This is a genomic window from Burkholderia sp. B21-005 (assembly GCF_020843965.1).
In the GTDB taxonomy this organism is placed as follows: domain Bacteria; phylum Pseudomonadota; class Gammaproteobacteria; order Burkholderiales; family Burkholderiaceae; genus Burkholderia; species Burkholderia ambifaria.
Genome location: NZ_CP086301.1, coordinates 2336303 through 2350380 on the forward strand (window position 1 = coordinate 2336303; position 14078 = coordinate 2350380).

Annotated in this window: 9 protein-coding genes, 1 tRNA gene and 1 pseudogene; 7 read left to right on the forward strand and 4 right to left on the reverse strand. The window is 66.1% G+C overall.

Annotation, left to right across the window (positions count from 1 at the left end):
- Nucleotides 1-51: 51 nt before the first annotated feature.
- The gene (gene aceE, locus LMA02_RS10930) at nt 52-2748 is read right to left on the reverse strand and encodes a pyruvate dehydrogenase (acetyl-transferring), homodimeric type (RefSeq protein WP_228904856.1); all 2697 of its coding nucleotides are present in this window, start codon (nt 2746-2748) and stop codon (nt 52-54) included.
- Nucleotides 2749-2884: 136 nt separating this feature from the next.
- Nucleotides 2885-3102, reverse strand: a pseudogene (locus LMA02_RS35535) (hypothetical protein); the annotation flags it as partial.
- On the opposite strand from LMA02_RS35535, the gene fixL reads away from it, so the two are divergent.
- The 4 genes from fixL (at nt 3022) to LMA02_RS10950 (ending at nt 9619) form a co-directional block, all read left to right on the forward strand.
- Complete coding sequence (fixL, locus tag LMA02_RS10935) at nt 3022-5538, forward strand: oxygen sensor histidine kinase FixL (RefSeq protein ID WP_228904858.1); 2517 nt, start codon at nt 3022-3024, stop codon at nt 5536-5538. The pseudogene LMA02_RS35535 and the gene fixL sit on opposite strands and share 81 nt — an antisense overlap.
- Nucleotides 5535-6173, forward strand: a complete 639-nt coding sequence (gene fixJ, locus LMA02_RS10940) for an oxygen response regulator transcription factor FixJ (RefSeq protein ID WP_006493245.1) — start codon at nt 5535-5537, stop codon at nt 6171-6173. Before fixL ends, fixJ begins: the two co-directional genes overlap by 4 nt.
- Nucleotides 6174-6418: 245 nt before the next feature.
- On the forward strand, nt 6419-7276 hold the full coding sequence (gene folD / locus LMA02_RS10945; protein ID WP_228904860.1) for a bifunctional methylenetetrahydrofolate dehydrogenase/methenyltetrahydrofolate cyclohydrolase FolD: 858 nt from the start codon (nt 6419-6421) through the stop codon (nt 7274-7276).
- 255 nt (nt 7277-7531) lie between these two features.
- Complete coding sequence (locus tag LMA02_RS10950; RefSeq protein WP_228904865.1) at nt 7532-9619, forward strand: M3 family metallopeptidase; 2088 nt, start codon at nt 7532-7534, stop codon at nt 9617-9619.
- 60 nt (nt 9620-9679) lie between these two features.
- On the opposite strand, the gene dinB is transcribed toward LMA02_RS10950, so the two are convergent.
- Entirely contained in the window at nt 9680-10963 is a 1284-nt protein-coding gene (dinB, locus tag LMA02_RS10955) for a DNA polymerase IV (RefSeq protein ID WP_228904867.1), read from the reverse strand.
- A gap of 136 nt (nt 10964-11099) precedes the next feature.
- On the opposite strand from dinB, the gene LMA02_RS10960 reads away from it, so the two are divergent.
- Complete coding sequence (locus LMA02_RS10960; RefSeq protein WP_228904869.1) at nt 11100-11792, forward strand: aspartate/glutamate racemase family protein; 693 nt, start codon at nt 11100-11102, stop codon at nt 11790-11792.
- A gap of 326 nt (nt 11793-12118) precedes the next feature.
- Complete coding sequence (locus LMA02_RS10965; RefSeq protein WP_228904870.1) at nt 12119-12922, forward strand: DUF3472 domain-containing protein; 804 nt, start codon at nt 12119-12121, stop codon at nt 12920-12922.
- A gap of 96 nt (nt 12923-13018) precedes the next feature.
- On the opposite strand, the gene LMA02_RS10970 is transcribed toward LMA02_RS10965, so the two are convergent.
- Nucleotides 13019-13095 (reverse strand) — tRNA-Met (locus tag LMA02_RS10970).
- Nucleotides 13096-13276: 181 nt separating this feature from the next.
- Between LMA02_RS10970 and xth the strand changes: the two genes are divergently transcribed.
- Complete coding sequence (gene xth / locus LMA02_RS10975) at nt 13277-14053, forward strand: exodeoxyribonuclease III (RefSeq protein WP_228904872.1); 777 nt, start codon at nt 13277-13279, stop codon at nt 14051-14053.
- Nucleotides 14054-14078: the final 25 nt, after the last annotated feature.

Here is a 14078-nt window from a genome sequence, read left to right on the forward strand (position 1 = left end):
CGCGCGCGCCCCTCCCGGAAGCGGCGCGCGGCATCACACGGCGCGTGTGCGTTAAACGGTCATCGGGTTGGGCTTCGACGGATCGAGGTTGTACTTGGCGATCGCGTCCGCGACCACCTTGCGCTCGATCGTGCCTTCGTCGGCCAGCGCGTTGAGCGCGGCGACGGTGACCCAGTGACGGTCGACTTCGAAGAAGTGACGCAGCTTTTCGCGGGTGTCCGAACGACCGAAGCCGTCCGTGCCCAGCACGACGAAGCGGCGATCGACCTGACCACGGATCTGGTCGACCAGCGCGCGCACGTAGTCGGTCGATGCGATGACCGGACCCTGCGTGTCCTTCAGGCACTTCTGCACATGCGACAGGCGACGCTCCTCGCTCGGATGGAGCAGGTTCCAGCGCTCGACTTCATGGCCTTCACGCGCGAGTTCGGTGAAGCTCGGCACGCTCCACAGGTCGGCCGCGACGCCCCAGTCGTTCTTCAGCAGGTCGGCAGCAGCGATCACTTCGTTGAAGATCGTGCCCGCGCCGAGCAGCTGCACGCGCGGCGCCTTCTTGTCGGCGTCGGCCTTCTTGAACGCGTACATGCCCTTGATGATGTCGGCCGCCACGTGCTCGCCCTGCGGAATCGCCGGGTGCTCGTAGTTCTCGTTCATCACCGTGACGTAGTAGTACACGTCTTCCTGGTCCTGCACCATGCGGCGCAGACCGTCCTGGATGATCACCGCGAGTTCGTAGCCGAACGTCGGGTCGTAGCTCACGCAGTTCGGCACCGATGCCGCCCACAGGAGCGAGTGGCCGTCTTCGTGCTGCAGGCCTTCACCGTTCAGCGTCGTGCGGCCCGCGGTGCCGCCGAGCAGGAAGCCGCGCGAGCGCATGTCGCCCGCCGCCCATGCCAGGTCGCCGATCCGCTGGAAGCCGAACATCGAATAGAAGATGTAGAACGGCACCATGATCTCGCCGTGCGTCGAATACGACGTCGCCGCCGCGATCCAGTCGCACATGCCGCCCGCTTCGTTGATGCCTTCCTGCAGGATCTGGCCGGTTTCCGATTCCTTGTAGAACATCAGCTGATCGGAATCTTCCGGCACGTACTTCTGGCCTTCCTGGTTCCAGATACCGATCTGGCGGAACAGGCCTTCCATGCCGAACGTACGCGATTCGTCCGGGACGATCGGCACGACGCGCTTGCCGAGTGCCTTGTCCTTCAACAGGATGTTCAGGATCCGCACGAACGCCATCGTCGTCGAGATCTCGCGGCCTTCGCCCGTGCCCTTCAGGAGCGGCTCGAATGCGTCGAGCGCCGGCACCGGCAGCGAGGTCGCCTTTTCGCGGCGATGCGGCAGGTAGCCGCCGAGGTCCATGCGCTTCTGGCGCATGTATTCGAGTTCCTTCGAGCCTTCCTCGAACTTCAGGTACGGCACGTCGGCGATCTGCTCGTCGGCGATCGGCAGGCGGAAGTGGTCACGGAACTTCTTCAGTTGCTCGACCGGCAGCTTCTTCTGCTGGTGCGTGATGTTCATCGCCTGGCCCGACTCGCCCATCCCGTAGCCCTTGATGGTCTTCGCGAGGATGACGGTCGGCGCGCCCTTCGTGTTGGTCGCTTCGTGGAATGCCGCGTAGATCTTGTGCGGATCGTGGCCGCCACGGTTCAGCGCCCAGATGTCGTCGTCCGACCAGTCGGCGACGAGCGCCTTCAGTTCAGGCGTGTTGAAGAAGTGTTCGCGGACGAACGCGCCCGACTCCGACTTGTACGTCTGGTATTCGCCGTCGACGACTTCCATCATGCGGCGCATCAGCGCGCCCGTCTGGTCGCGTGCGAACAGCGCATCCCAGCGGCTGCCCCAGATGACCTTGATCACGTTCCAGCCGGCGCCGCGGAATTCCGATTCCAGTTCCTGGATGATCTTGCCGTTGCCGCGCACCGGACCGTCGAGACGCTGCAGGTTGCAGTTGATCACGAACACGAGGTTGTCGAGCTTCTCGCGGCTCGCCATGCCGATCGCGCCGAGCGATTCCGGTTCGTCCGTCTCGCCGTCGCCGAGGAACGCCCAGACCTTGCGGCCGGCGGTCTTCGCGATGCCGCGCGATTCCAGGTACTTCATGAAGCGGGCCTGGTAGATCGCCATGATCGGGCCGAGACCCATCGACACCGTCGGGAACTGCCAGAAGTCCGGCATCAGCCACGGGTGCGGGTACGACGAGATGCCCTTGCCGTCGACTTCCTGGCGGAAGTTGTCGAGCTGCTCTTCCGACAGGCGGCCGAGCAGGAACGCGCGCGAGTACACGCCCGGCGACGAGTGACCCTGCACGAACACGAGATCGCCGCCGTGCTGGTCGGACGCCGCGTGCCAGAAGTGGTTGTAGCCGACGTCATAGAGCGTCGCGGCCGACGCGAACGACGCGATGTGGCCGCCGACGTTGGTGTCCTTGCCTGCGCGCAGCACCATCGCCAGCGCGTTCCAGCGCGTGTACGAACGAATGCGGTGCTCGATGTCCTGGTCGCCCGGGATCTTCGCCTGCGCGGCAACGGGAATCGTGTTGATGTAAGGGGTGTTGGCGGAGAACGGCAGGTGTTCGCCGTGCATGCGGGCGAACTCGATCTGCTTTTCGATCAGGTAGTGCGCGCGGCCGGTGCCCACGGAGGAGATTACGCCGTCGAGCGACTCGAGCCATTCAACGGTTTCTTGCGGGTCGTCGTCACGTTCGGCGGCGACATACTTCATCACTTCGTTCGGTACAGCGGACATTCTCGTCTCCTGGGTCCTGGAATGTGAGGATCGCTCTCATGCAGACGACGCGACGCGACCGGCTGCGGGCAAGCTCCGACGGATTGTAATGAGCGTGGACGGGCACGCGCAACTGAATTTTCGAATTATGAGATCTTTTCTCGCAATGCGAAATATTGCTGCGCTGCACCCATGCATCGGGCCTCCGCGGCGCGCGCCGCGGGCACAAATCCGTTTCCGTTCAACATATCCGGTATAGGTTTTCCATGTATTGCGCTGCGCTACAATCCTGCCATGTTGACCGATCGGCTTTTCGCACGCTCGGCGCGACCGTCGGGCCCGCCGGCGGAGTCGCAGCCGTCCCGTTGGCACCACGGACCGTGGTGGTCCAATTCCTATTTGCTGACGCCGCTGCTGTCGATCCTCGTGTTTCTCGTGGTGATGAGCCTGATTCTATGGAGCCTCAATCGCCGCGAACAGCAGCAGCAGGAAGACACGCTGTTCCGTAACGTCGCGTGGGCGCAGCAGCAGATCCGCCTGTCGATGACGGGTGCGCAGGAGCAGTTGCAGGCGCTGTCGCGCGATCTCGCGTCGGGCCGCCTCGACCAGAACGCGTTCCAGATGGCCGTCGCGGACGTGATGCAGACGCATCCGGAAATCCTCTATCTGAACTGGTACACCGCGCCCGGCGTGCAGCGCTGGCCGGCCGTGCACCCGCCGCTGCTCGGCCAGCGGCTCGCGAAGCCCGGCGACGCGCAGATGCAGGACGCCGTGCGCGGCGCGTATGACGAAGCGCGCAGCACGCGCCGCCAGGCCTATTCGCCGCTGATCTACGACGACTTCGGCAACGGCTTCATCACGCTGCAGACGCCCGTGATGCGCGGCGACCGCGAATATCTCGGCTCGATCGCCGCGGTGTTCTCGGTCGAAGGCATCCTGAAGCACGACATCCCGCAGGAGTTGTCGTCGAAGTACAAGATCTCGATCACCGACTCGAACAATCGCGAGCTGTCGTCCACGTCGACGCGCCCGCGCCTGCCGCGCGACTCCCATTACGACCTGCCGCTCGATCCGCCCGGCCAGGGGCTGACCGTGCGCGTGTACGCGTTCCCGCAGCTCACGAACCTGACCAACAACACGCTCGTCTGGCTCGTCGCCGGGCTGTCGTGCTTCGTGCTGTGGAGCCTCTGGAGCCTGTGGAAGCACACGCGCCAGCGCTTCGAGGCACAGCAGGCGCTGTACGCGGAGGCGTTCTTCCGCCGCGCGATGGAAAATTCGGTGCTGATCGGCATGCGCGTGCTCGACATGCACGGCCGCATCACGCACGTGAACCCCGCGTTCTGCCGGATGACGGGCTGGGACGAAACCGACCTGGTCGGCAAGGTCGCGCCGTTCCCCTACTGGCCGCGCGACTCGTATCCGGAAATGCAGCGCCAGCTCGACATGACGCTGCGCGGCAAGGCGCCGAGCTCGGGCTTCGAGCTGCGCGTGCGGCGCAAGAACGGCACGCTGTTCCATGCACGCCTCTACGTGTCGCCGCTGATCGACAGCTCGGGCCGCCAGACCGGCTGGATGTCGTCGATGACCGACATCACCGAGCCGAAGCGCGCACGCGAGGAGCTCGCGGCCGCGCACGAACGCTTCACGACGGTGCTCGAAAGCCTCGACGCCGCGGTGTCGGTGCTCGCCGCCGACGAAGCCGAGCTGCTGTTCGCGAACCGCTACTACCGCCACCTGTTCGGGATCCGCCCGGACGGCCACCTCGAGCTGTCGGGCGGCGGCTTCGACCGCGCGCAGGCGTCGTCCGACTCGATCGACATGGTCGACGCGTTCGCGGGCCTGCCGGCCGCCGCGCTGACGAGCAGCACGGCCGACGCACAGGAGGTGTACGTCGAGAGCATCCAGAAGTGGTTCGAGGTGCGCCGCCAGTACATCCAGTGGGTGGACGGCCACCTCGCGCAGATGCAGATCGCGACCGACATCACGACCCGCAAGAAGGCGCAGGAACTCGCGCACCAGCAGGAAGAGAAGCTGCAGTTCACGAGCCGATTGATGACGATGGGTGAAATGGCGTCGTCGATTGCTCACGAATTGAACCAGCCGCTCGCCGCGATCAACAACTACTGCTCGGGCACGCTCGCGCTCGTGAAGAGCGGCCGCGGCACGCCCGAGACGCTGCAGCCCGCGCTGGAAAAGACCGCGCAGCAGGCGCTGCGCGCGGGGATGATCGTCAAGCGGATCCGCGAATTCGTGAAGCGCAGCGAGCCGAAGCGCCAGCCGGCGCGGGTCGCGGACATCGTCGCCGACGCAGTCGGGCTCGCCGAAATCGAGGCCAGGAAGCGCAGGATCCGGATCGTCACGGAAATCCTCGCAAGAATGCCTATTATTTATGTCGACCCCGTGCTGATCGAGCAGGTGCTCATGAACCTGATGAAGAACGCGGCCGAGGCAATGGCCGACGTGAAGCCGGCGTCGGTGGACGGCGTGATCCGCGTCGTCGCCGACATCGATGCGGGTTTCGTCGACATCCGCGTGATCGACCAGGGTCCGGGCGTCGACGAAGCGACCGCCGAACGCCTGTTTGAACCGTTTTACAGCACCAAGTCCGACGGCATGGGCATGGGGCTGAACATCTGCCGTTCGATCATCGAATCGCATCGGGGGCGTCTGTGGGTGGTCAACAATGTCGAACCGGACGGCCGCATTTCCGGCGCGACATTCCACTGCAGCCTGCCCATTGGGGAACCCGCTGATCTCGGCCAAGGGGGGCGCGAGGCATCGGCATCACATACCGTTACGGGAGAACTATGAATAGCCCTGTCACCACCACTCAGGAAACCGTCTTCGTCGTCGACGACGACGAGGCCGTACGGGACTCGCTGCGCTGGCTGCTGGAGGCGAACGGCTATCGCGTGCAATGCTTCTCGAGCGCGGAGCAATTCCTCGATGCTTACCAGCCGGCGCAGCAGGCCGGCCAGATCGCCTGCCTGATCCTCGACGTGCGGATGTCGGGCATGAGCGGCCTCGAGCTGCAGGAGCGCCTGATCGCCGACAACGCCGCGCTGCCGATCATCTTCGTCACGGGCCACGGCGATGTGCCGATGGCGGTGTCGACGATGAAAAAGGGTGCGATGGACTTTATCGAGAAACCGTTCGACGAGGCCGAGCTGCGCAAGCTCGTCGAGCGGATGCTCGACAAGGCCCGAAGCGAAAGCAAGAGCGTCCAGGAACAGCGCGCCGCGAGCGAGCGCCTGTCGAAGCTGACCGCGCGCGAGCAGCAGGTGCTCGAGCGAATCATCGCCGGCCGCCTGAACAAGCAGATCGCCGACGATCTCGGGATCAGCATCAAGACGGTCGAAGCGCACCGCGCGAACATCATGGAAAAGCTCAACGTCAACACGGTAGCCGACCTGCTGCGCCTCGCGCTGTCGAAGAAGCAGGCCTGAACGTTGCGTGCGGCCGCGGGGCACCTGCCCGGCCGGCCGCACCCACGCACCCTCGCGCCGCGCAACGCAGCCCACTCGCGCGGCGCGGCCCGGCGCTTCCTCCCCGGGGCGCCGGCATCGCCGCCATGACGCTTTCCTTGTATTCGCTGTCGGACGACAGCAGGCGACCGGTATAATTGCGTGCTTTGCTGCGACGCTTCGTGCGCCGCACACTCGCATTCCAACTTCCCGGCAGGACCACCACCATGACAGCCCTCCTCATCGACGGCAACGCCCTCTCGAAGACCTTGCGCGCGCAGGCCGCCGAACGCGCCGCCGCCCTGACCGCCCGCGGCCACCAGCCCGGTCTCGCGGTGATCCTCGTCGGCGCCAACCCGGCGAGCGAAGTCTATGTGCGCAACAAGATCAAGGCGTGCGAGGACAACGGCTTCTTTTCGCACAAGGATGCGTACCCGGACACGCTGTCGGAAGCCGACCTGCTCGCGCGCATCGAGGAACTGAACCGCGATCCGAAGATCCACGGCATCCTGGTCCAGCTGCCGCTGCCCGCGCACATCGACAGCCACAAGGTGCTCGAGGCGATCGCGCCGGAGAAGGACGTCGACGGCTTCCACGTCGCGAACGCCGGCGCGCTGATGACCGGCAAGCCGCTGTTCCGTCCGTGCACGCCGTACGGCGTGATGAAGATGTTCGAAGCGCATGACATCCCGCTGCAAGGCGCGAACGCGGTCGTGATCGGCCGCTCGAACATCGTCGGCAAGCCGATGGCGATGCTGCTGCTCGAAGCCGGCGCGACCGTGACGATCTGCCACAGCAAGACGCGTGACCTCGCCGCGCACACGCGCCAGGCCGACATCGTGGTCGCCGCGGTCGGCAAGCGCAACATCCTGACGGCCGACATGGTCAAGCCCGGCGCGACGGTGATCGACGTCGGCATGAACCGCGACGACGCGGGCAAGCTGTGCGGCGATGTCGACTTCGCCGGCGTGAAGGAAGTCGCCGGCCACATCACGCCGGTGCCGGGCGGCGTCGGCCCGATGACCATCACGATGCTGCTGATCAACACGATCGAAGCCGCCGAGCGCGCCGCCGCGGCCGCCTGATCGCGCTGTTCGCCCAGCCGGCGCGCATTCGTGCGCCGGCATCTCGCCGGTCGCCCTCGCGGCCGCGCGTCACACCGCCACACTCCGCCGCGTTTCGCCCGTATCCGACCCCGCGTCGAGCGTATCCAATCGCGTCGTTAGAAACTAACGATTGGAAAGCGCGCGATGCGCCCCAATAATGTCGATATCGGGCGCCGCTGCTTCGCGCCTCACCCTTTTCACCCCGGTTCATCCGGCAACAGACAGGGAGTCTTAATGTCCGCCAGCGCCAATACCAATCCGCTTCTCGATTTCTCCGGCCTGCCCCGCTTCGGCGAGATTCGTCCGGAACATGTGACGCCCGCGCTCGACACGCTGCTCGACACCGCCAACCGCGCAGTCGACACCGCGAGCGCACCCGCGACGCCGGCGACCTGGGCCACGATCGTCGAGACGGTCGAGCAGGCGACGGAGCCGCTCGGGCGCGCATGGGGCGTCGTCGGCCACCTGAACGCCGTCGCCGATACGCCGGAACTGCGGGCCGCCTACGGCGAAAACCTGCCGCGCGTGACCGAATTCTGGTCGAGCGTCGGCCAGAATCTCGCGCTGTACGAGAAGTACAAGGCGATCGCCGCGAGCGCCGAATACGCGACGCTGTCCGCCGAGCGCAAGAAGATCCTCGACAACGCGCTGCGCGATTTCCGCCTGTCGGGCGCCGAGCTGCCGGAAGACCAGAAGCCGCGCTTCGCGGAACTGCAGGAGCAGCAGGCCGCGCTGTCGAAGGCGTTCTCCGACCACGTGCTCGACGCGACCAACGCGTATGCGTACTTCGCGCAGGACGAGGCCGAACTCGCCGGCCTGCCGGGCGACGCGATCGAAGCGGCACGCGAAGCCGCGCAGAAGGAAGGCAAGGAAGGCTGGAAATTCACGCTGCACTTCCCGTCCTACTTCCCGGTGCTGCAATACGCCGAGAACCGCGCGATGCGCGAGACGCTGTATCGCGCGTATGCGACGCGCGCCTCCGAACTCGGGCCGCAGTACGGCGGCGGCAAGGCCGAATGGGACAACACGGCGATCGTCGCCGACGAGCTGAAGCTGCGCCGTGAAGAGGCGCAGATGCTCGGCTACCGCAACTTCGCCGAAGTGTCGCTCGCGCCGAAGATGGCCGAGTCGCCGCAGCAGGTCATCGCGTTCCTCGAGGATCTCGCGACGCGCGCGCGCCCGCACGCTGACAAGGACTGGGACGAACTGCGCGCGTTCGCCGCGAAGGAACTCGGCCTGACCGAACTCGCGCCGTGGGACGTCGCGTTCGCGGCCGAGCGGCTGCGCCAGCAGCGCTACGCGTTCTCGGAAAACGAGGTCAAGCAGTACTTCCCGGAACCGGCCGTGCTGAAGGGCCTCTTCACCGTCACCGAAACGCTGTTCGGCGTGCGGATCAAGCCGGACGACGCGCCGGTCTGGCACCGGGACGTGCGCTTTTTCCGCGTCGAGAACCGCGACGGTTCGCTCGTCGCGCAGTTCTATCTCGACCTGTATGCACGCGAAGGCAAGCGCGGCGGCGCGTGGATGGACGATGCGCGTGCGCGCGCGAAGCGCGGCGCCACCGTGCAGACGCCGGTCGCGTACCTGACCTGCAACTTCTCGGCGCCGGTCGGCGGCAAGCCCGCGTGCTTCACGCACGACGAAGTCATCACGCTGTTCCATGAATTCGGCCACGGACTGCATCACATGCTCACGCGCGTCGACGAGCTCGGCGTGTCGGGCATCAACGGCGTCGAATGGGATGCGGTCGAGCTGCCGTCGCAGTTCATGGAAAACTTCTGCTGGGAATGGGACGTCCTGTCGTCGATGTCATCGCACATCGATACCGGCGCCGCGCTGCCGCGCGAGCTGTTCGACAAGATGATCGCCGCGAAGAACTTCCAGAGCGGCCTCGGCACGCTGCGCCAGATCGTGTTCTCGATGTTCGACATGCTGCTGCACGTCGACTTCGACCCGGCCGGCGCGACCGGCGTGAACGCGTTCGCGCGCGAGATCAACGAGCGCTACCACGTGATCCCGCAGGCAGCGTTCTCGCGCTGGCCGAACACGTTCAGCCACATCTTCGCGGGCGGCTATGCGGCCGGCTACTACAGCTACAAGTGGGCCGAGGTGCTGTCGGCCGACGCGTACGCGGCGTTCGAGGAAGCGGCCGCCGCAGGCGGCAGCGTGCTCGACGCGGCGACCGGCACGCGCTATCGCCGCGAGATCCTCGAAGTCGGCGGCAGCCGCCCGGCGATGGATTCGTTCAAGGCGTTCCGCGGCCGCGAGCCGGAAATCGACGCGCTGCTGCGCCACAACGGGATGACCTCCCCCGCGCACTGAGCACGCGCTGGCCGGCTCGTCCGGCTGCATCGGAAGGCACCGCTTCGGCGGTGCCTTTTTTCATGGCGCGGGTGTCTCGTCGTTGGCGTCGTTGGCGTCGTTGGCGTCGTTGGCGTCGTTGGCGTCGTTGGCGTTGGCGTTGGCGTTGGCGTTGGCGTTGGCAGCGTTACCGGCGTCGTCGGCACGGTCGGCTTCATCGTCGAACAAGGAGAACTGCCCGTGCCGCTCGGCCGTGTCCTCGTCGATGCGCACGCCGACGCCCAGCAGCCGCACGGCCTGAGCGCGCCGCTGCAGCCCCTTCGCGAGCAGCGTGACCGCCGTCTGCGCATTCGTCGCGTCGGCCACGCATTCCACCGTCGTTCGCTGGAAATCGGCGAAGCGGATCTTCACGTACAGCTTGCGGATCGCGCGCACCGCACCCGCGCGCGCGATCCGCGCGTCGAGCTGCACGACGAGGCGGCGGATCTCGTCCGCGCATTGTTCGAGCGTCGTCAGATCGGTCACATAGGTCGTCTCGACGCTGACCGACTTGCGCTCCTGGTCGGCCTGCACCGGCCGCTCGTCGATCCCCCGCGCCAGCTGGTACAGCCGTCGACCGAACGCGCCGAAGTCGCGATGCAGGTCGATCAGCGACCAGTCGCGCAACTGCGCGCAGGTCTGGATGCCGAGCCGGTCGAGCCGCGTGGCCGTCACCTTGCCGACGCCGTGCAGCTTGCGCACAGGAAGCGCCGCGACGAACGCATCGACTTCATGCGGGCGCACGACGAACAGACCGTCGGGCTTGTTCCAGTCGGACGCGATCTTCGCGATGAACTTGTTCGGCGCGACGCCCGCCGACACCGTCACGCCCACCGTGTCGTACACACGCTGGCGGATCTCCCGTGCAATCAGCGTCGCGCTGCCCTGGCACAGTTCGGAGCCGCTGACGTCGAGATAAGCCTCGTCGAGCGACAGCGGCTCGACGTCGTGCGTGTAGTCGCGATAGATCGCCATGATCTGCCGCGACGCCACGCGGTACTTGTCCATCGCGGACGGCAGGATCAGCAGGTCCGGACACTTGCGCATCGCCAGCGCCGACGACATCGCCGAATGCACACCATAGCGCCGCGCCTCGTAGTTGCAGGTCGCGATCACGCCGCGCTGGTCGGGCCGGCCGCCGACCGCGAGCGGCCGGTTGCGCAGCGACGGGTCGTCACGCATCTCCACCGACGCGTAAAAGCAGTCGCAGTCGCAGTGGATGATCTTGCGCACGCGCGGTGGCGCTTGGCCAGGCGGCGGCTCGCGCGGAGGATCGGCAGGCGGGATGATGGTCGGATTCACGGTGCCGATACTGTACAAAAACACAGTGCCGGTTTCAACTGTCGCGTACTGCCGCGTTCGGTCGCCCCGTACCGGTGCGCTTCGCACGGATCGTACCGCCGCGCGCACGGGGCGGCCCCTATACTCGTCTGTCACGCCATACGAAACGCACAGGTGACGGATGAAGACGATCGGACTGATCGGCGGGATGAGCTGGGAATCGTCGGCGGAGTACTACCGGATGATCAACCGCCATTCGAAGGCGCTGCACGGCGGCCATCACAACGCGAAGAGCGTGCTGGTCACGGTGGATTTCGCCGAGATCGAAGCGCTGCAGCGCGCGCAGGACTGGGTCGCGCTCGGCGAACGGATGGCCGACGCCGCGCGTCAGCTCGAAGCGGCCGGCGCCGATCTCGTCGTGCTGACGACCAACACGATGCACCGCGTACACGGCGCGATCGAAGCGGCGGTAGCGCTGCCGTTCCTGCACATCGCCGATCCGACCGGCGCCGCGCTGCGCGCCGCGGGCGTCGAGCGCGTCGCGCTGCTCGGCACGCGCTACACGATGGAATTGCCGTTCTATGCGGAGCGCCTGCGCGACAAGTTCGGCCTCGACGTGCTGGTGCCGGACGAAGCCGCGCGCGGCGACGTGCACCGGATCATCTACGACGAGTTGTGTCACGGCGTGATCGATGCGGCGTCGCGCGCAACCTACGTGGCGATCATCGACGAACTGGCGAAACGGGGCGCGCAAGCCGTGATTCTCGGCTGCACGGAAATCACGCTGCTGATCGGCGCGGACGATTCGCCGCTGCCCGTATTCGATACGACCGCGCTGCATGCGAAGGCGGCGGTCGAGTGGGCGGCGGCCTGACCACCGCGCGCCGTCGCGCGGCGGACCTCGGCCGGAGGCCGGCGCGCTCGCCGGCAACCCTCGCCGCGATTTGATGGCCGGATTATTCCACGCGGCGGGAATCACTATCTTGCCCGTCGCATCGCCTCGCGCCCGACGCCTCGCTCTCGCCCGCGGCACGGGGCCGGCGGGAACGATCCGCGAATTAGGCGGCGCGTGTCGCGCGGCCTCGCCGATTCAACTGGTTATCTATTGGTAATAAAGTGGGCGCAAATTGGTATTCGGGCGGCATCGCTTCAATCGGTGCTGCTCGTGCGCTCTCTTTTCCACCAACGGGAAACCGGAACATGAAACGACTCAAGTCCACGGTCGCTGCGATGCTCGCCATGTCGACCATGCTCGGCGCACACGCCGACCCCACCATCCACGCGTCGGCCCCGACGACACCCAACGGCGGTTTCGATCGCCTCACGTGGGACATCACGCCGGACGTCGTACCGACCACGATCAACGCCAGTTACTACTGGGCCACCCAGGTGTCGTCCGAACATGGCAGCCACCCGATCTATACCGGCATCCAGCCGCGCACCCAAAGCACCAACGTCGTGATCTTCAGCGCGTTCGGCGCCGGAACGGCGCCGCTGTCGGCGAATTGCCGCGGCGGTGCCAACGGCGGCTCGGGAACCTCGTGCTCGATCGGCTATGCGTGGAAAACGGGCCATGCCTACCGGCTGCAAATCGTCCATGCGCAGGCCGATCGCGCCGACGGACGCTCGACCATCGAAGGCTTCATCACGGACGTCGCAACCGGCGTCACGACACCGACCGGCAGCATCGCGGTGCCGGCAGACTGGGGCGGACTGTCGAACACCGCTTCCGTGTTCGACGAGTTCTTCCCGTTCAACGGCGCGTCGAGCGACCCGATGCAGCGGCCGTGCGTGCCGTACGTACGCTACACGACGTCGCTGCCGCATTTCTATCTGAAGGGGGTCGACTACCCGACGACCGAACGGTCGGTCCGGCTGAATACGGGCAAGGACAAATGCGCGGCGCTGACCGGCACGCCGAACGCGCGGGCCACGCTCGTCAACACATCGACTTATCTGATCGAGAACGGCTTCCTACCGGGGAGCCCCGGCGCGCCGAAATGACATTCGGACGCTGAAAACAAAAAACCCGGCACGAGGCCGGGTTCCTGTCGACGAAGCGCGCATCGGTCATATGCGCTGCACATCGTCTGGTGTGCTTGGTTGCGGGGGTAGGATTTGAACCTACGACCTTCGGGTTATGAGCCCGACGAGCTGCCAGACTGCTCCACCCCGCGTCAGAGAAATAAATTATAGGGTGAGGAAGCACTCACGTCAACACCTTTGTCACAATTTCTTCGCGGGTCGTCGATATCGCGATGCGCGATGCGTGCTTCGCATCGCGTGTCGCGCGCGTTCGCGCCCCGTGCTCGCGGTAAGATGGCGGCCTTCGCATTCACCCCGCACGCATTCCCGTTCATGAAAATCGCCACCTGGAACGTCAACTCGCTCAACGTCCGCAAGCAACACGTGCTCGACTGGATCGCGCACAGCGGAACCGACGTGCTGTGCCTGCAGGAATTGAAGCTGCCGGACGAGAAATATCCGCGCGCCGATCTCGAGGCCATCGGCTACCGCAGCTGGTTCACGGGCCAGAGGACCTACAACGGCGTCGCGATCCTCGTGCGCGACACGCTCGCCGTCGACGAATCCGACGTCGTGCGCAACATTCCCGGCTTCGACGATCCGCAGCAGCGCGTGATCGCCGTGACGGTCGAGGGCGTGCGCATCGTGTCCGCGTATTTCCCGAACGGCCAGGCGCCCGACTCCGACAAGTTCGTCTACAAGATGCAGTGGCTCGACGCACTGCATGCGTGGCTGAGCGCCGAGCTGCAGCGCTATCCGAAGCTCGCGCTGCTCGGCGACTACAACATCGCGCCGGAAGACCGCGACGTGCACGATCCGGCGAAATGGGAAGGCCAGAACCTCGTGTCGCCGCAGGAGCGCGCGCACTTCGCGAAGCTGATCGAGCTCGGCTTCGTCGATGCATTCCGCCGCTTCGACCAGCCCGAGAAGACCTTCACGTGGTGGGACTACCGGATGCTCGCGTTCCGCCGCAACGCGGGGCTGCGCATCGACCACATCCTGCTGTCGCCTGCGCTCGCCGCCAACTGCACGTCGTGCGAAGTCGACCGCCTCCCGCGCACGTGGGAACAGCCGTCCGACCACACGCCCGTCGTCGCGGTCGTCGGCTGAGCCCCCCACCCGCTCGTGCCCGCGC